This is a genomic window from Alcaligenes faecalis (assembly GCF_009497775.1).
Lineage (GTDB): Bacteria > Pseudomonadota > Gammaproteobacteria > Burkholderiales > Burkholderiaceae_B > Alcaligenes > Alcaligenes faecalis_D.
Genome location: NZ_CP031012.1, coordinates 677,283 through 693,751, shown reverse-complemented (window position 1 = coordinate 693,751; position 16,469 = coordinate 677,283). Strand labels below are relative to the sequence as shown.

At 57.3% G+C, this 16,469-nt stretch carries 19 protein-coding genes; 5 read left to right on the top strand and 14 right to left on the bottom strand.

Going from position 1 to position 16,469, the window contains the following annotated elements; translation table 11 throughout:
- The first annotated feature begins 88 nt into the window (after positions 1 to 88).
- The gene (locus DUD43_RS03165) at positions 89 to 838 is read left to right on the top strand and encodes an SDR family oxidoreductase (RefSeq protein WP_153229121.1); all 750 of its coding nucleotides are present in this window, start codon (positions 89 to 91) and stop codon (positions 836 to 838) included.
- A 64-nt stretch (positions 839 to 902) separates the two neighbouring features.
- Here the strand turns inward: DUD43_RS03165 and DUD43_RS03160 are convergent, their stop codons facing one another.
- The 10 genes from DUD43_RS03160 to ccmA are packed head-to-tail and all read right to left on the bottom strand — an operon-like array spanning position 903 to position 8,121.
- Positions 903 to 1,640, bottom strand: a complete 738-nt coding sequence (locus DUD43_RS03160; RefSeq protein ID WP_153229120.1) for a cytochrome c biogenesis CcdA family protein — start codon at positions 1,638 to 1,640, stop codon at positions 903 to 905.
- 1 nt (position 1,641) lies between these two features.
- Positions 1,642 to 2,517 (bottom strand): c-type cytochrome biogenesis protein CcmI, encoded by an 876-nt coding sequence (ccmI, locus tag DUD43_RS03155; RefSeq protein WP_194273435.1) that lies wholly within the window; start codon positions 2,515 to 2,517, stop codon positions 1,642 to 1,644.
- A complete protein-coding gene (locus DUD43_RS03150; protein WP_153229119.1) occupies positions 2,514 to 2,987 on the bottom strand; it encodes a cytochrome c-type biogenesis protein CcmH in 474 nt (157 codons plus the stop codon). The genes ccmI and DUD43_RS03150 overlap by 4 nt, the downstream gene beginning before the upstream one ends.
- Positions 2,984 to 3,514, bottom strand: a complete 531-nt coding sequence (locus tag DUD43_RS03145; protein WP_153229118.1) for a DsbE family thiol:disulfide interchange protein — start codon at positions 3,512 to 3,514, stop codon at positions 2,984 to 2,986. Before DUD43_RS03145 ends, DUD43_RS03150 begins: the two co-directional genes overlap by 4 nt.
- Positions 3,511 to 5,478 (bottom strand): heme lyase CcmF/NrfE family subunit, encoded by a 1,968-nt coding sequence (locus DUD43_RS03140; RefSeq protein ID WP_153229117.1) that lies wholly within the window; start codon positions 5,476 to 5,478, stop codon positions 3,511 to 3,513. Before DUD43_RS03140 ends, DUD43_RS03145 begins: the two co-directional genes overlap by 4 nt.
- On the bottom strand, positions 5,475 to 5,924 hold the full coding sequence (gene ccmE / locus DUD43_RS03135) for a cytochrome c maturation protein CcmE (protein ID WP_153229116.1): 450 nt from the start codon (positions 5,922 to 5,924) through the stop codon (positions 5,475 to 5,477). Before ccmE ends, DUD43_RS03140 begins: the two co-directional genes overlap by 4 nt.
- The gene (ccmD, locus tag DUD43_RS03130) at positions 5,917 to 6,102 is read right to left on the bottom strand and encodes a heme exporter protein CcmD (protein WP_081045431.1); all 186 of its coding nucleotides are present in this window, start codon (positions 6,100 to 6,102) and stop codon (positions 5,917 to 5,919) included. Before ccmD ends, ccmE begins: the two co-directional genes overlap by 8 nt.
- Positions 6,102 to 6,833: a heme ABC transporter permease CcmC gene (ccmC, locus tag DUD43_RS03125; protein WP_121738090.1), complete on the bottom strand. Its 732-nt coding sequence runs from the start codon at positions 6,831 to 6,833 to the stop codon at positions 6,102 to 6,104. Before ccmC ends, ccmD begins: the two co-directional genes overlap by 1 nt.
- Before the next feature lie 5 nt (positions 6,834 to 6,838).
- Positions 6,839 to 7,507 carry a heme exporter protein CcmB gene (gene ccmB, locus DUD43_RS03120; RefSeq protein ID WP_042483072.1) on the bottom strand — a complete coding sequence of 223 codons (669 nt, stop codon included), beginning with the start codon at positions 7,505 to 7,507 and terminating at the stop codon, positions 6,839 to 6,841.
- Entirely contained in the window at positions 7,501 to 8,121 is a 621-nt protein-coding gene (gene ccmA, locus DUD43_RS03115) for a cytochrome c biogenesis heme-transporting ATPase CcmA (RefSeq protein WP_153229115.1), read from the bottom strand. Before ccmA ends, ccmB begins: the two co-directional genes overlap by 7 nt.
- A 222-nt stretch (positions 8,122 to 8,343) precedes the next feature.
- Between ccmA and DUD43_RS03110 the strand changes: the two genes are divergently transcribed.
- On the top strand, positions 8,344 to 8,880 hold the full coding sequence (locus DUD43_RS03110) for an ureidoglycolate lyase (protein ID WP_153229114.1): 537 nt from the start codon (positions 8,344 to 8,346) through the stop codon (positions 8,878 to 8,880).
- 45 nt (positions 8,881 to 8,925) lie between these two features.
- On the opposite strand, the gene cynR is transcribed toward DUD43_RS03110, so the two are convergent.
- Positions 8,926 to 9,813, bottom strand: coding sequence for a transcriptional regulator CynR (gene cynR, locus DUD43_RS03105; protein WP_009462356.1), 888 nt, complete (start codon positions 9,811 to 9,813; stop codon positions 8,926 to 8,928).
- Positions 9,814 to 9,921: 108 nt separating this feature from the next.
- Between cynR and DUD43_RS03100 the strand changes: the two genes are divergently transcribed.
- The gene (locus tag DUD43_RS03100; protein ID WP_153229113.1) at positions 9,922 to 10,572 is read left to right on the top strand and encodes a carbonic anhydrase; all 651 of its coding nucleotides are present in this window, start codon (positions 9,922 to 9,924) and stop codon (positions 10,570 to 10,572) included.
- Positions 10,573 to 10,836: 264 nt separating this feature from the next.
- Positions 10,837 to 12,636 (top strand): autotransporter outer membrane beta-barrel domain-containing protein, encoded by a 1,800-nt coding sequence (locus tag DUD43_RS03095; RefSeq protein WP_153229112.1) that lies wholly within the window; start codon positions 10,837 to 10,839, stop codon positions 12,634 to 12,636.
- A 146-nt stretch (positions 12,637 to 12,782) separates the two neighbouring features.
- Here the strand turns inward: DUD43_RS03095 and DUD43_RS03090 are convergent, their stop codons facing one another.
- Entirely contained in the window at positions 12,783 to 13,352 is a 570-nt protein-coding gene (locus DUD43_RS03090) for a disulfide bond formation protein B (protein WP_221080400.1), read from the bottom strand.
- 5 nt (positions 13,353 to 13,357) lie between these two features.
- Entirely contained in the window at positions 13,358 to 13,510 is a 153-nt protein-coding gene (locus DUD43_RS19395; RefSeq protein ID WP_416202944.1) for a DUF5993 family protein, read from the bottom strand.
- A gap of 390 nt (positions 13,511 to 13,900) precedes the next feature.
- Between DUD43_RS19395 and DUD43_RS03085 the strand changes: the two genes are divergently transcribed.
- Positions 13,901 to 15,514 carry an ABC-F family ATP-binding cassette domain-containing protein gene (locus DUD43_RS03085; protein WP_153229111.1) on the top strand — a complete coding sequence of 538 codons (1,614 nt, stop codon included), beginning with the start codon at positions 13,901 to 13,903 and terminating at the stop codon, positions 15,512 to 15,514.
- An 88-nt stretch (positions 15,515 to 15,602) separates the two neighbouring features.
- Here the strand turns inward: DUD43_RS03085 and DUD43_RS03080 are convergent, their stop codons facing one another.
- On the bottom strand, positions 15,603 to 16,379 hold the full coding sequence (locus DUD43_RS03080) for an aminoglycoside adenylyltransferase domain-containing protein (protein ID WP_153229110.1): 777 nt from the start codon (positions 16,377 to 16,379) through the stop codon (positions 15,603 to 15,605).
- Positions 16,380 to 16,469 lie beyond the last annotated feature (90 nt).

The window sequence follows — 16,469 nt, the reverse complement described above, 5'->3', positions numbered from 1 at the left end:
CAGGTTTGAGGGCAAGAAACGGAGTTCCCAGTCAGGCAAGAACAACTACGCTGTGAGTTCTCAAAGAAAAACGCAGGAGATTTCACTCATGGCTTTACTTGATGGAAAGGTTGCCCTTATTACTGGCGCATCCTCCGGTATCGGACGCGCCATAGCATTGATGTTTGCCGAGCACGGGGCCGCCATTGTCCTGACGGCAAGGCGCAGCGCCCTGCTTGAGGAGGTCGCCAAGGAGATCCGACAACGTGGCGGCCGTGCTGAGTGTGTGGCGGGAGACGTTACGCAAGCTGAGACCCACGAGCAAGTGATAAAGCTCGCGACGGAAAAATTCGGAGGGCTGGATATTGCGATCAATAACGCCGGTATTGTCGGTGCCCTCAAGCCACTGGCCGAGATGAGGCCAGAAGAATGGCAAGCAACACTGGATACCAATCTTGGGGCGGCCTTTCTGGGTGCCCGCAGCCAGATTCCAGCCATGCTCAAACGCGGTGGCGGTTCGATTGTTTTCACGTCGAGCTTTGTAGGCACCAGTGTCGGCCTGCCCGGCATGAGTGCTTATGGTGCTTCTAAAGCGGCACTCATGGGATTGGTCAAAGGCATCACGGCAGACTATGCCGCTAAAGGGATACGGGCCAACGCCCTTTTACCTGGTGGAACCGATACAGACATCGCAGGGGACCAGAGCACCAAAGACTGGGCGGCAGGGCTGCATGCCATGAAGCGAATCGCCAAACCGGGAGAAATTGCATCCGCTGCACTTTTTCTTGCCAGCCCCATGTCCAGTTTTGTGACCGGATCCGCCCTGTTCGCGGATGGAGGCAATGCGGCCGTGAAATAAACATGCGGTGCTTCCTGACAGCAGATGAAGCACCGCACTAATGGCGGGCAAATACTGAGGCTTATTAGCCCAATTGCCCTAACACCGGAAAAGTCTTGAGCACCCAGATAGCAAACCGCGCCAACTCGCCGGTCGCCATGGCCCAGCCCATCACAATCAGCACCAACCCAGCGCCCCAGCGCATATAGCGCCCGACCTTTCTGATCTGCGCCATGCGTTGCAAAAAGGGCGTCACAAAGCAGGCAGCCAGAATAAAAGGCACGCCCAGGCCCAAGGCATAGACGGATAACAAAATACTGGCTTTACCCGCGCTGGCGGTACTGGCCCCCATCATCAAAATGCCCGCCAGAATCGGGCCGATACAGGGAGTCCAACCAAAGCCGAACGCCAGCCCCATTACCGTTGCGCCACCAGGGCCAGCTGCTTTACCAGACTCAAAGCGGTAATAACGTTGCAGGCTCATGGGCATGCGCAGCACCCCCATCACGCTCAGACCAGCCAAGGCCACCATGATCCCGGCGGCGATATTGAGCTGATAGCGATAAGACAGCAGCATTTGCCCCAGATAGGACAAGCTGGCTCCCAGAGCAATGAAAACCAGCGAAAAGCCCGCTACAAAACAAATGCTGCGCCCCAGCAAATGGCTGCGTTTGACCTCCGTATAAGCCTGCCCGTCCCCCGCCAGATAAGACAAATAGCCGGGGACCAGCGGCAAGACACAAGGGGACAGAAACGAGGCCATCCCCGCCAGGAATGCCGTCATCAAGGCGATCAGGCCCAAATCCAAAGACACAATTTCCATATCAAGGGGCCGTGGCAGGTTCCGCTGCAGGGTTGGCCGGCAGTCGCATACGTTCACGCGCCAGTTGCAAGCCCTGATTCACGACCTTGGCGGTTTCCGAATCGGGCGGGAACTGCGCCAGCAAACGCTGCCAGTAGTCGATCGCAGCCGGATACTCCTCTTTATGCAAGGCGGCGGCACCAGCCAGCATCAGGCCCAAAGGCTCTTCAGGATACAGTTCCAGCGAGCGTTTGACCAAACGCCCCGGCAAGCCGTCCAGGGTGTCGACACCGGCCAGGAGCATGGATTCCGCATATTCGGCCAATGCCGTCGGGTCTCCGTCCACCACGGCCATGGCCTTGGCATACGCCTGTGTCGCTTCCTGATGGCGGCCGTAATAGCGATGCGAACGGGCCATCATCAACCAGGCGCCTGGATCATCCGGGTTTTCTTTCAGACGCTGCTCCAGACGGGCCACCATGGCCTCAATATCCACCGGCTGTGCGTTGGCCTGCTGTTGCACGGCAGCAGGGTCCAGCATGGCCGGATTCCCCAGATAAAAGTACAAGGCGATGGCCGCAACCGGAATGCTGAACATCAAGGTCCAGGCCAGCTTGGGCGCACCTGTTTGCTGCACAGACTCTGTTTTCAGCCCTTCATTTTCTTCCAGCACGCGCTGGCGTAAATCCATCTGCGCTTGTTCGAAGTCCTGGGCAGACAAGACACCGGCCTGTTTGTCCCGTTCGATTTCCTTGAGCTGCTCACGCAGAATCGCCAGGTTGGCCTGCTTGTGTTCAACCACACGCTGCACGGCGGGCTTGCGCTTGACGCTCAACATCAAATACGCCGCACACAGCAGCACCAACAGCGCAGCCACAATATAAAAAACAATAGTCACGATTGTTCATCCCGAGAAGAGCCCTGCAAGAGAGCATCGGCTTGACGACGTTGTTCCTCGGTCAAGGCCGTTTCATCACCCGCACGGCGTCGACGACGCAGGGTAAAGGCATAGATCAGAAAACCCGTCAGCAATAACAGAGCTGGCCCGAACCAGAGCAGCAAGGTGGTGGATTTAAACGGCGGGCGATACAAAATGAAGTCGCCATAACGATCCACCATATAAGTGCGAATCTGATCGGGACTGCGCCCCTGCCCCAGCTGCTCCATGATCTGCTGACGCAAGTCCACGGCCAGTTCGGCACGCGACGCCGCAATGGATTCGTTCTGACACACCAGACAACGCAGCTCGGCCGCAATTTCCAGCATTACCGATTCCTGGGCACCCTGTGCCCCCGACTGGGCCTGAGCCGCTGGCATCAGGAACCACAGACTGGCCATCCAGGCCACCATCCATTGGCTCATCCTCATGGCTGCTGCTCCAAACGACGGATCAAGGGCAACAAAGTTTCCTCCATGGATTCACGCGACACAGGACCTATGTGCTTGAAGCGCACCATGCCCTGCTTGTCGATCACAAAGGTTTCCGGCACGCCGTACACGCCGAAATCAATGCCCACACGGCCATCCCTGTCCATGACGGAGACTTCGTAAGAGTTGCCATTGCGCAGCAACCACTCGCGGCTTTCCTCGGGGACGTCCTTGTAGTTCAGACCCACAATCGGCACCTTGTGCTTGGTGGATAGCTCTTTGATGAAAGCGTGTTCAGTCAGGCACGGGTAGCACCACGAAGCCCAGACATTCAGCAGCCAGACACGCCCCTTCATTTGCTCCCCCGAAAAACTGGCTTCGGGATTATGCAACTGGGGCAGGCTGAACGCCGGAGCCGGTTTGTCGACCAAGGGTGAAGGCACTTCGCTGGGCTTCAAGGTCAAACCCACACCCAGAAACACCAGCAGCAGCACAAAGCCGATCAAAGGGACAGTGAAACGGTTCATGCCTGCACCTGCGTATTCATAGCTTTGCTTTGCACGGCAGCGCGAGTTTGCTTGGCGCGATAACGTCGATCACTGATTGCCAGAGCACCGCCCAAGGCCATCAACAAACAACCCAGCCAGATGAAGTCCACCAAGGGCTTGTAGTACAGGCGAACACTCCAACCGCCCTGGTCAAAGTTATCGCCCAGCGCCACGTAAATATGGCGCAAACCATTGGCGTTGATGGCCGATTCCGTCATGGGCAAGGCCGAGGACAGATAGGTACGCTTTTCCGGGTACAAAGTGGACACCACCTTGCCGTCCTGCAACAGCTCCACCATGCCGCGTTCGGCCGAATAGTTCGGGCCGGGCACAATGCGCACGCCCTGGAAGCGCGCGTCATACGCGCCCACCTGGGCCGTCTGGCCGGGCTGCAACAAGACATCGGTTTCCGTCTCGTAGTGGCTGACCATGGTCACCCCCAGCACAAAGACGGCCACACCGATATGGGCCAGATGCTGGCCCAGCCAACTACGCGGTTGCGAGAACACGCCGGAGCGAGTGGCACGCACACGCTTGACCACATCAAACAAGCTGCCCAGCACAATCCACATGGCCAGACCCGCACCCAAGGCGGCGGTGCCCTGCCACTGGCCGTACAACAAGGGAATGGCTGCTCCCAGCACGACGCTGAACACAATCACCAGGGCCAGTTGGCGCACCATATCCATCATGCTGGCACGCTTCCAATTCGCCATGACACCAAACACAATCAGAACCAGAGCCGGGATCATCAAAGGCACAAACACCTTGTTGAAATAAGGTGGCCCCACGGAGATTTTGCCCAGGCCCAGCGTGTCCATAATCAAGGGATACAAAGTCCCCAACAACACCGTACCCGTCACCACAACCAGCAAGACGTTGTTGACCAACAGCAAGGATTCACGCGACACCACGGCAAACTGTCCACCTGCTCCGACACGCGGTGCGCGCCAGGCAAACAGAATCAGCGAGCTGCCAACAATGACGGCAAACAGACTCAGAATGAACACACCACGGGCCGGATCCGTAGCAAATGCGTGTACTGAAGTGAGCACGCCGGAACGCACCAGGAAAGCACCCAGAATGGACAGAGAGAAGGTGCTGATTGCCAGCAACACGGTCCAATTCTTGAAGCTGCCACGTTTTTCCGTAACTGCCAAAGAGTGAATCAAGGCCGTGCCCGCCAACCACGGCACAAAGGAGGAGTTCTCCACCGGGTCCCAGAACCACCAGCCGCCCCAACCCAGCTCGTAATAGGCCCACCAGCTACCGACGGCAATACCCAGGGTCAGAAACAACCAGGCCGAAGTTGTCCAGGGACGCGACCAACGCGCCCAACTGGCATCCAGACGGCCTGCCAGCAAAGCAGCAATCGCAAAGGCAAAGGCCACCGAGAAGCCCACATAGCCCATGTACAGCAAGGGTGGGTGAACAATCAGGCCAATATCCTGCAAGAGCGTGTTCAGATCCAGACCTTCGGCCGGAACCGGGAACATGCGTTCAAAGGGGTTGGAGCTGATCAACACAAACAGCAGGAAACCAGCAGTGATCAGGCCCAAGACACCCAACACACGGGCCAACATGGCTTCGGGCAAGGAGCGCGAATAAATGCTGACAGCGAAGGCCCAACCCGTTTGCATGAACATCCACAGCAGCAGCGAGCCTTCATGCCCGCCCCACACTGCGGCAATGCGATAGAACAAAGGCAGTTTGGTGCTGGAGTTCTGCGCCACATAGGCCACAGAGAAATCAAAGCTGACAAAGGACCAGGCCAGACACAGCAAGCTGAAGGCCACCAAACCGAATTGCCAGCGTGCTGCCGGACGTGCGAACGCCATCCAGGCCAGATTGCCGCGCCAGGCGCCATACAAGGACACAATGCCTTGAGCCAGCGCCAGCACAAAAGTCAGAATCAGGGCAAAGTGCCCAAGCTCCGGGATCATGGCTTGGCTCCTTGTTTCGCGCGCTCGGCCTGCTCCATGGCATGCATGGCCTCGGGTGGCATGTAGTTTTCATCGTGCTTGGCCAGCACTTCTTCCGCCACAAACTGGCCCTGCTCGTTCAAGCGACCTTGGGCGACTACGCCTTTCCCCTCTTGGAACAGGTCCGGCAGAATCCCCGTATAGCTGACGGGCACCTGGGCCGCGCCATCTGTCACCACAAAGTTCACAGCCATGCCTTGGGCTCCACCACGGCGGATGCTGTCCATCTGCACAATGCCGCCCACCCGGAAGGTCCGGTTTTCAGGGCTTTGCCCCTGGCTGACTTCGGTAGGGGTAAAGAAGAACACCAGGCTGCTTTGAAAGGCATTCAGGATCAGGGCGGTTGCTGCACCCAGCACCACCAAAGCGCCCAGAATCAGGGCCAGACGATTCTGTCGCTTAGTCATGACGACTATCCCCCAGGGCGCGCTCGTCACGTACCCGCTGCCAGGCCCGTGCCCGCCCTGCCCGGACGCTGAGCACTTCGCCCAGCATCAACACGGTACAGGCCAGCACCGAGCCCCACACATACACGGCATAGCCGCCCATAGCGAAAAAATCGCCCACACTCGACCAATGCATCATCAGCCCTCCGTCAAGTTGCGAACCCAGGCGGTATGCGCCTCACGTTCAAGAATCAAATTGCGCACCCGGTACAGTGCGATGGCAATGCTGTAGCACCACATGGCCAGACTCATCAGCAACATGCCCGTCAGCATGACGGTGGCCATGGACGGCGAGCTGGTCAGCGATACCGAAGCCCCCTGATGCAAGGTGTTCCACCATTGCACCGAGAAATAGATAACGGGCACATTCACCACCCCGACCAAGGCCAGGATGGAAGCGGCTTTATCCGCACGGCGCGGGTCGTCGATGGCACCGCGCAAACCCATGAAACCCATGTACAAGAACAGCAGCAACAATTCGGAAGTCAGACGGGCATCCCAGACCCACCACGCCCCCCACATGGGCTTGCCCCACAAGGCTCCGGTGACCAGCGACAGCACCGTACAGATCGCGCCAGTAGGAGCCAGGGCAGCGGCCATCATGGCAGCCGTGCGGCTGTTGAACACCAGGCTGAGCAAGGACCAGAAGCCCATCGCCAGATAGATCAGCATGGACATCCAGGACACGGGAACGTGCAGGAAAATGATGCGGTAGCCTTCGCCTTGCTGGGCATCAGTGGGGGCCAGAAAAAAGCCTACATAAGCACCCACCAGAAACAGCAGAAATGCCAGGATGGCGGCCCAAGGCACGATGCGTCCGGCCAGGACATAAAAGTTTTGAGGGGCGGCGTAGCGATACAAAAAGTTCATGGAATTTACTCAAGAGCAAGGCGCAACGCCGCTGCCGTAGCAGGTGGCGCGAAGAACAAAGCCAACAGTAAAAAAGCGGCCAGAACGGACAGATGCGCTTGCGCCCCCAATCCGGCCTGAACCGCTTGCACCGCCCCCGCCCCGAAGACCAGCACGGGAACGTAAAAGGGCAAAATCAATAAAGCCAGCAAGACCCCGGCTGAGCGCAGACCCAGCACCAACGCCGCGCCAATCGCACCCAGCAAGGTCAGAACGGGCAGGCCCAGCGCCAGAGACACCATCAGCACGCCCAGACTGGACGTAGGCAAACTGAATTGCAGCCCCAGAATCGGCGCCAGCAAAAGCAAAGGCACACCCGTCAAAAAGGTATGCGCCAGCACCTTGCCCAAAACCCAAAGGCTCAGCGGCAAGTGGGAAAACAGCACCTGCTCCAGCGCGCCGTCCTGCTCGTCCTGTTCAAACAGGCGACTTAGCGACAGCATGGTGGCCAGCAAGGCCGACACCCACAGCACGCCGGGGGCCATCTTGGACAGCAAAGCCGCATCCGCCCCCACGCCCAAGGGGAACAGGCTGCACACCACCAGGAAGAAAACCAGAGGAATCAGAACATCGCCGGGACGACGCATCGCCAGGCGCCACTCGCGCTTCATCAAGGCTAAAAAGAGGCTCAACATGCCTGCCCCAGATCCAGATGCTGCACCTCCAAATCCCAGGGCAAGGTCTGGTGGCTGGTCAGAATGACAGCGCCCTGCTTGTGCAGATGCTGCGCAATCAGCTCGCCCAGAAACTTCTGACCAGCGTTATCCAGCGCAGTCAGTTGCTCGTCCAGAATCCACAAGGGTCGGTTGCTCAGGGACAGGCGCACCAGAAACACGCGGCGGCGTTGTCCAGCCGACAACTGCCGTACAGGCACGCGACGGTAAGCCAGCAAACCGCCTGCCAGCAGCGCCTGATCACAGGCCTCCCGTTCCAGCGGCACACGATCCTGCATGAGCAGGCCGTCCAGATTCTCTTGCACCGACAAGCTGCCATTAAGCCCCGGCGCATGCCCGCCATACACCAGTTGTCGGCGGTAATCGCTATCGTTGCTTTGCACGGGGCGGTCGCGCCAGATCAACTGACCGTCATCGGCCTGGGCGATATTGGCCAGGATACGCAGCAAGCTGGTTTTGCCGCTGCCATTGGGCCCACTGACCAAACAGCATTGGCCAGCTTCAAGCCTTAGGCTCAGCTCGGAGAACACACGACGCTGGCCCCGTCTACAGGTCAGCGAAACAGCTTGAAGCACAGCAACCCCTTGTCAAGAAAGCAAACAGAGCGAAGCCGCCCATGAAAAAAGGCGGCTTGCTTAGCTCGCTAAGTAAAGACGAGCCCTCTTCAAGACAGGGGATGTTTTACTTAGTTCCACAATACCCACGAGAAACCCAAGCTTATTGATCTAGGCCAATCCGGGTTCGAGGCTGCATTCTTGATAAGATGCTGCCTTAGTACTTTCTTTGAGCAACAGACCATGAGCACCCCCATCACCCTGACTCCCCAGCTCCTTAGCCCCGAGGCTTTTGCCCCTTATGGCTGGATGTTGGGTAAAGGTTTGGCCACTGCGCCTGCGACGGCAGCCTTCAGCAATGCCGCCACCGACTTCTGGCATGAACATGCGTTTGACACAGGTCCAAGCGGTCAGACCGAAGTGTTGTGGGTGAATTACCGGATTCAGGATCCCAACATCACGACGTTGGAAAACCATCTGCTGACGCAACAGGCACTGATCCCGCTGACTGGTGAAGTGATCCATATCGTGGCCGACAGCAAAGCCGAAGGTGGCCCGGATCTGTCCACACTGAAAGCTTTTCGTATTCCTCAAGGCCAAGGCGTGTGCATGCGTCCCGGTTGCTGGCACAGCAGCCGTGTTGCCGGGGGTGAAGTGGCCTGTTTGATGTTGACGCGCATCTCTACCACGGTAGATCTGGTCGCCCATTTGAACGAGAGCAAACCCGCCGTGGAAAGCGAGTTGCGTCCTCTGGAACAAAGTGTGGTGGTGGCGCTGTAAAGTGCCCACAGCAAAGCGTGACTATCGCTCTGCCGGACACCCGTATTAAAACGTCGATGCCGCGCCGTATTTCAGCGCCAGCTCAATAAAGGCGCGCATCGCCGCAGATTGATAAGCGCCCTTGCGCTGCATCAAAATGGCCCGCCGTTGCGGCGGGGCCGGGTCCAGACTGACAGCCACCAGATACTCGCTATTGCCGGCAATCGCAGCAGGCAATAAGGTCGCCAAACCCGTGCGCCGCACCACCTCGATCACCGCATTAAGCGAGTTCGATTCCATCGACACCTTCAAGTCCAGATCATGCTGACGGCAATGGCGTTCGATCTGTCCGCGCGTGGCAAACTCGGGGGTCAGCAAGACCAGAGATTCACGCATCAGCGTGTCCCTATCAATGCTACGGCGCTCGGCCAAAGGGTGCGTGCGGCTCATCACCAAAGCCAGCGTCTCCACCAACAAAGGCTGAAACTCCACGGCGGCCGAAGTAGGTTTTTCAAACGCGATACCAATATCCAGCTCGTCCTCAACCAGCTGTGTTTCCACACGCTCCTGCAACATCTCCTGCACAACCAGTCGCACATTGGGATAGCGTCGGTAGAAAGCTTCCACCAAAGGGCCAATCAGGTAAGACGTAAAGGTAGGCGCCACCGCCACCCGCAAGGAGCCTCGACTCAGATCGCTGACGTCATGCAAGGCCCGCCGCCCTTCTTCCAGATCCTGCAAGGCTTGGCGCGCATAACGCAGATAGACCTCGCCTGCATCCGTCAAACGCACCAGACGCCCGGTGCGATCAAACAGTTGTGCGCCCAGATGTTCTTCCAGCTGGCGCACCTGCTGGGACAAGGCCGGTTGAGACACGTGCAAGGCACGTGCCGCGCGGGTAAAGCTTTGATACTGGGCAACCGCCAGAAAGTAATTAAGATGGCGCAAAAGCATAAGGGGCCTTTCTATAAGTAAACCCAATGAAAAGCATCAGAATTCGGTATTTTACCTTATGACCCTGAAGAGTTAATCTTCTATCCAAGCCGAACTACAAGGACAAGGATGAAAGACATTATCGACGGTTTCCTGAAATTCCAACGGGAAGCCTATCCCAAGCGCGCCAAGCTCTTCAAAAATCTGGCCACACAACAAAACCCCCGCGCTTTGTTTATCTCTTGCTCCGATAGCCGTCTGGTCCCAGAGCTGGTGACACAACGTGAACCCGGCGATCTGTTCGTGATTCGTAATGCTGGCAATATTGTTCCCTCCTACGGTCCGGAACCCGGTGGTGTGACCGCCTCCGTGGAATACGCCGTATCCGCCCTGCGCGTGTCCGATGTCGTCATCTGTGGTCACTCCGACTGTGGCGCCATGACCGCCATCGCCACCTGTCAGTGCCTGGATCACATGCCTGCCGTGGATCACTGGCTGCGCTACGCCGACTCGGCCCGCCTGGTGAACGAAGCCCGCACCCACGCCAATGAACAGGAACGCATTTCTTCCATGGTGCGTGAAAACGTGGTGGCCCAGTTGGCCAACATCCAGACTCACCCTTCCGTGCGTCTGGCCATGTCCGAAGGCCGCCTGACCCTGCATGGCTGGGTCTACGACATTGAGTCGGGCACCATCGACGCTTATGACGGTGGCAGCATGAAGTTTGTGCCCTTGGCAGACAACCCGAATGTGTGTGTCGCCCCCTTGGTACGCGGCTAAGCCCTCCCAGGTTTGAATAGAAAACGCCATGCTTTTGCATGGCGTTTTTTTTATGGCTGTCCGCCAGCGTTTATCCCAGCTGCAAAAACCTGTGCCTGCCTGTGTCAGGAATAAACGCCTCCTCACTATGATGGTCCTGATCCGATGATCGTTTCATCCTTCTACTCCATCCGGGTCGCGCGTTCACCTTGAACATCACGACATAAAAAACACAGCGCTGTTCAGACCCTGCGGCTCGGGGAATCTTTTTTTAATGGCTGACCAATGAAAAAAACTTGCCTTGCCTTGGCCTTGATGGCCTTGCATGCCGGGACACAGGCCCAAGCCTTCTCCAACACCTACTTTATCGGTGACAGCCTGACTGACAGTGGTCAGTTCGGCTCGCGCTTTACCACCAATCCTGGCCAGGTCTGGTCCCAAGTACTGGCTCAAAAACTGGGCACCGACGCGGCCCCTAGCAGCCAGGGCGGCAGCAACTATGCTGTCGGTGGTGCCCGCGTGGCTGTCGATGAACTGCTGGACCCCAGCAGCCCTCCCGGCCCTACCAACCCGCCTTTGCCCGCCATGACGACACAGACCGCTCAACTGTTGGCCATGCACAATGGGCGCCTGGACGGGCAGGCCCTATACACCGTCTGGGGTGGCGCAAATGACTTGTTTGCCGCCGTACAAGATCCGTTCAATATGTCCCAGATCGTGGCGGACTCCGTCGGTAATCAAGCCGCCTTGATCAACACGCTATCGCAAGCAGGCGCGCGCTACATTCTGGTCCCCAATATCCCTGATCTGGGCATGACGCCGGAATTCTCCGGCTCACCGATCAGCGCAGGTATCGCCACCCTGCTCAGTGACAGCTACAACCAGGCGTTCACCCAGCAGCTAAGTTCCAGCTCCGCCAATATCATTCCCTTGAATGTCTCGGCGCTTTTGCACGAAGTGGCTGCGGACCCGCAAGCCTACGGTTTCAGCAACGTCAATACAGCGGCTTGTGGCAGTGTGTCCTCTCGCCTGTGTACACCCGCCGATCTGGTGGCTCCGGGAGCCGATCAAAACTATATGTTTGCTGATGGCGTGCATCCCACATCAGGCGGCCATGCTGTTATTGCCGACTATGCCCACGCTGTTGTCAGCGCCCCCAGTCAGGTAGCCATGCTGGCCTCCGCGGCCAATACCGCCGGGCAGATGCAAATGCAGCACATTGATCGTCGTCTGCAAACCATCAGCTCCTCACAGGACAAGGATCTGGCAGTCTGGTTCCAGGGAGAGGCCATCACGCGCAATAGCAGCAGCGCGAACTCGCGTCTGGATGGCACGCAAGCCGCCTGGAAGCTGGGTTTGGATAAGCGTCTGGATGATTGGACGGTCGGTGCCTACCTGTCTTACGAAAATCTGGATAGTGATACGGACGAAGAAGGCACTTACAGCCAGAAGCGTCAGTCAGCAGGTTTGTATGGCCGCTGGCAGGCCGAGAATCTGTGGGTGAACGCCCAGATTTTCTACAGCGATCTGGATAACAAAACCCGCCGTCATATTCGTCTGGGTGCCGCCACGCGCGAGCACCAGGCCAAAGCAGGTGGCAGCCAGTATGGCGGCAAGATCAGCACGGGTTACGACTGGCAAGCCGGTGCAGTCACCCATGGCCCACTGTTAAGCCTGAGCATGCAGAAATCCAAGATCAAAGCCCTGTCGGAAGATGGCCAGGGCCTGTCTACCTCCATGGGTTTTGATGCTCAGGACCAGACCTCGGTACAAAGCAGCCTCGGTTACCAGATCAACGTCGCGGTCAGCAACAAGTGGTCCGTGTATGCCTCCGCAGAGTGGTTGCACGAGTTCAAGAAACCGGCGGAGCTGCTGGGCGCGCGCTTGCAGGATGGCGTCTACAACAAGCACCACTTCTACCTGCCTACAGACCAAGAGCGCGTGCGTGATACAGGCCTGCTGGAACTGGGCACCGTAGGTCAGCTCAGCAATAACTGGACGCTGGGAGCGGGTGTCAGTACTCAAGTTGGCAAGGGCACCAGCGCACAAACGGCCTTGTACCTGAATACGGCTTACCGCTTCTAAATCTGTTTGCCTTCAAATCTATTGCGGCATCCGGGCTTGGCCCGGATGCCGCAATATCAAGCTGCTTTGTGTACTTGCGTTCTGATCAAACCAAGGTCGAGTAGGATGGAACGCCAAAGCCCGGGCCCAGACAAAATCGGGCAAGGCTATTCCAGCCATTGGTAACTGACCGGATTATCCGCACACTGCCCGAACCCGCATTCCAGCAAGGTAGACACTAGGTTTCCAGCGATCAGGACGATGAACAAGACTGTGACGGCCTTACCCAAGCCCAGAAAAAAAGACATTTTACGTACGCCAAATTCCCGGTCACCCATGCTGAGCATCACGCTCACCGCAAGCACGATCAAAATGGACGTAATCAAGGTCCACGTATAAAAATGCAAGCCAAATAAAGTAGAACCGTAGCCCACATCGCCAGGGAGAATGTGCAGAAATACTTGTCTAACAGCAATCAAGCCCGTAATAACGCTGCCTGCCAACACCATGCCATAGTGGGTCCCTTTAACACCCAAGCGGATATTGCACAGAAAACCGCAGCCGACAATGATCAGGCCAACGCGCTGAAGCAGGCACAGGGGACACGGCAACTCCGCTTTCACAAACTGATAGTAAAAAGCAATAAGCAGTGCAACACATATGCCCAACAAACCGAGGGTATTAACGAACGAACTGACAGCCAGAGGGCTTTTCGATTGAACGGTACTTGGCATCATTGCCCTTAAAAAGAAAGAGCCAGGGGATCGCTCACGTGGTACTGGAACGAAAGCACAGCGACAAGAACCAATGCCATCCACATGACATAACTTAGTTTGGGTTTACCAGCCACCACACTCAGCACCATACCCAATGCGAGTAGGAATGGAAGAAACATATACATGATCAATTTACCGCCAGTTAGTAGAGCGTTAAACATTCATCACACATTGAAGCACTGATCGGTATGCAGAAAAAACCCGTAAATACGGGTATCCGCAAGCAAAGGACGTCACAGCTTTTCAAAAACCACGAGTAACATATTCAGTCCCAGAAATAGGGCAAAGGCAGCATATATCAGTCCTGATAGAGATGCTAGCGTTTCTCATTGTGTACTCTGCAGCCCCCCTTTGCCCTAGTGCAATAGGGCTTTTATAATACGGCCTTGATTCATTTCCCGTGAGGTATTCGTCCAATGCGCCACTAATGCCGCCGTCCCTTAGACGGCCAGTCTCCACCAGCCCCCACAACGCAGGGGGAGTTCTTGGCATTAATGGAAGCATCACGTATGACGAATCCTTATCTGACGCTGGAAGGCGTGTCCTATACCTTGCCGCAGGGCAAGACTCTGTTTTCCCAACTGAACGAAACCTTCGACTCGCGGCACACGGGCCTGGTCGGACGTAATGGCGTGGGCAAAACCATTCTGGCTCAAATCCTGGCCGGGCAACTCCAGCCCAGCAATGGCCGTTGCCTGCGCTCGGGCAAAGTCCATTATCTGGCGCAGCAAGTGGCGTCTGTCAGCGGCTTGCGCGTCGCTGATCTGGCGGGTGTAGGGCCAACGCTGGACGCACTGGCCCGGATTGAAGCCGGCAGTAGCGCCGTGGAAGACTTCAATCTGATCGAAGACCGTTGGGATATTCGGCAGCAATTGCAGGAAGCGCTGGAGCGCAATGGTTTAGGGCATCTGACTGCCGAGACACCTGCCGAAATATTAAGCGGCGGCCAGGCCATGCGGCTGTCGCTGATCAATGCCTTGCTGTCTCAGGCCGATTTCCTGATTCTGGATGAGCCCAGCAACCACCTGGATCGCGACAACCGGCTTGCCCTGATTGAGCAGTTACGACACTGGCCCCACGGCCTGCTGCTCATCAGCCATGACCGCCAACTGCTGGACACGATGGAGCGCATTGTGGAGCTGTCGTCCCTGGGGCTGCGTAGCTATGGCGGTAATTACAGCCACTACGCCGAGCAAAAAGCCCTGGAACAGCAAAGTGCCATGGACCAATTGGAGCACCGCAAGCTGGAACGTCAGCGCGCGGAAAGCACCATGCAAGAGCAGCGCCAACGACAGGAGCGTAGACAGGCACGCGGGAATCAACAGGGCAAGCAAGCCAATCAAGCAAAAATCCTGCTGGACAGGCAAAAGGGCCGCAGTGAAGCCACCACCGGCAAACTGCGTCAGCAACACGTGACGGCTCAAAAGCAGTTGGCACAACGCGTACAGGAAGCCGCCGAGTTGATCGAGCAGGACAGCACCATCAACCTGCACGCCCTGCCCCTGATGCCGCTGACCCGCCAGCGCGTTGTGGAACTGGATGAGGTAACACTCCCCTATGTTCCGGCCGAGCAACCCCCGGTCACGCTGCTACTCAGCGGCCAGCAACGGGTAGGAGTCATAGGCCCGAACGGCTGTGGGAAATCCACGCTGCTCAAGGTCATTGCAGGCCAATTGGAGCCCCTTGCTGGCCACTGCAAAGTAGTGCCACAGCATGTTTATCTGGATCAGGGCTTGGCCGATCTGGATCCACAGCAAACCGTGCTGGAACAGATACAGGCCGTCAACCGCAAAAGTAGCGAGGGCGACTTGCGCATGCGTCTGGCTCAACTTGGCCTGGACGCCCAAAAAGTCACCGGCCCCAGCGGTGCCTTGAGCGGTGGCGAACGCCTGAAAGCCGCCCTGGCCTGCGTGCTGTACGCGGATCCTCCGCCACAACTGCTGCTTCTGGATGAACCCAGCAACCACCTGGATCTGCCTTCCACCCTGGCTCTGGAAACCATGTTGAGCAGCTACCAGGGCACGCTGATGGTGGTGTCGCATGACGATGCTTTCATGAACAATCTTGGGCTGACGGAACGGCTGGAATTTAGTGAAAAAGGCTGGAGATTGCTACCCTGGTAGCGGCGCAAAACATGAGTGGCGTTCCTCCGCTATCTGGACGGCAAGCACTGATAGCGGTGGGTTCGAGGGCCAAATTCAGGGCGAACTCTTACAAAGCCTGCTTGAGGTTCCCAAGCAACTCCTGTGCCAAGCGCTCAGCTTCCTTGGCCCTTGTATCCCAGCGATCCTCCACCTCACCAACATAAGCCAGACGCGCATACTCCAAAGTCCTGGCCAGCTCCGAAGGCAGCGTGGGAATAGCCCACGCTGCCGCCTGATCTTTAGTCACAAAGTCCCCGTGCACGCCTGTGCGCCACATCCGAGCCAAGGTCAGCAGAACATTACGCTCGTCTCCCCGCAGCCCTTCGTACAAAGGCTCTGCGCCATCCCGCATCGCCTGGCGTATATGCTCAATCGGCGTGTCGGGTACCTCAGCCAGCACATCCCTCCCCCACAACAACTTCGCCTGCTGGCGAGCCTGAGCCAGGAGCAAGGTATATTCCGGATCAGCAGCGGCTTCAGACAAATAGCCTTCCTTGAAAGCATCCCGCAACCATTCGCCGTAGATAAATTCCACCTTGGCGGGATGCATATTGCGTTGAAGATCAGCCAGACGACACACCACCAGCTCGATACAACGCGGACCACCCGGCGTAGCGGGATGGGGGGCAGAGACAGGCAGCAAAGCCGCAATCAGCTCCTGACGCTGTGTGTCTGACAGAGGAGCATCGACCACCGCCAATATATCCAGATCGCTTTGTGGCCTGAGCCCGCCAGCCACAGCCGAACCGTGCAGATAGAGAGCTTGCAAATCAAGGTTCAGGATTTTTTGCACAAGCGCCAAGACAACCGGCAACTGGCCGTTTGGATTTTCAGGATCCCGCATTCAACAAGGTCTCTTCAAAAGCAGTATTAGCGACACAAAACAAGCCTAAGGACTGGCAGGGCTACTTTCCACAATGCAGCCCTGCCAGTC

Bases quoted from the DNA above. Each gene is read 5' to 3' on its own strand.
- DUD43_RS03165 (WP_153229121.1), top strand. From the start codon at position 89: ATGGCTTTACTTGATGGAAAGGTTGCCCTTATTACTGGCGCATCCTCC.
- DUD43_RS03160 (WP_153229120.1), bottom strand. From the start codon at position 1,640: ATGGAAATTGTGTCTTTGGATTTGGGCCTGATCGCCTTGATGACGGCA.
- DUD43_RS03150 (WP_153229119.1), bottom strand. From the start codon at position 2,987: ATGAGGATGAGCCAATGGATGGTGGCCTGGATGGCCAGTCTGTGGTTC.
- DUD43_RS03145 (WP_153229118.1), bottom strand. From the start codon at position 3,514: ATGAACCGTTTCACTGTCCCTTTGATCGGCTTTGTGCTGCTGCTGGTG.
- DUD43_RS03140 (WP_153229117.1), bottom strand. From the start codon at position 5,478: ATGATCCCGGAGCTTGGGCACTTTGCCCTGATTCTGACTTTTGTGCTG.
- ccmE (WP_153229116.1), bottom strand. From the start codon at position 5,924: ATGACTAAGCGACAGAATCGTCTGGCCCTGATTCTGGGCGCTTTGGTG.
- ccmD (WP_081045431.1), bottom strand. From the start codon at position 6,102: ATGATGCATTGGTCGAGTGTGGGCGATTTTTTCGCTATGGGCGGCTAT.
- ccmC (WP_121738090.1), bottom strand. From the start codon at position 6,833: ATGAACTTTTTGTATCGCTACGCCGCCCCTCAAAACTTTTATGTCCTG.
- ccmB (WP_042483072.1), bottom strand. From the start codon at position 7,507: ATGTTGAGCCTCTTTTTAGCCTTGATGAAGCGCGAGTGGCGCCTGGCG.
- DUD43_RS03110 (WP_153229114.1), top strand. From the start codon at position 8,344: ATGAGCACCCCCATCACCCTGACTCCCCAGCTCCTTAGCCCCGAGGCT.
- cynR (WP_009462356.1), bottom strand. From the start codon at position 9,813: ATGCTTTTGCGCCATCTTAATTACTTTCTGGCGGTTGCCCAGTATCAA.
- DUD43_RS03100 (WP_153229113.1), top strand. From the start codon at position 9,922: ATGAAAGACATTATCGACGGTTTCCTGAAATTCCAACGGGAAGCCTAT.
- DUD43_RS03095 (WP_153229112.1), top strand. From the start codon at position 10,837: ATGAAAAAAACTTGCCTTGCCTTGGCCTTGATGGCCTTGCATGCCGGG.
- DUD43_RS03090 (WP_221080400.1), bottom strand. From the start codon at position 13,352: ATGATGCCAAGTACCGTTCAATCGAAAAGCCCTCTGGCTGTCAGTTCG.
- DUD43_RS19395 (WP_416202944.1), bottom strand. From the start codon at position 13,510: ATGTTTCTTCCATTCCTACTCGCATTGGGTATGGTGCTGAGTGTGGTG.
- DUD43_RS03085 (WP_153229111.1), top strand. From the start codon at position 13,901: ATGACGAATCCTTATCTGACGCTGGAAGGCGTGTCCTATACCTTGCCG.
- DUD43_RS03080 (WP_153229110.1), bottom strand. From the start codon at position 16,379: ATGCGGGATCCTGAAAATCCAAACGGCCAGTTGCCGGTTGTCTTGGCG.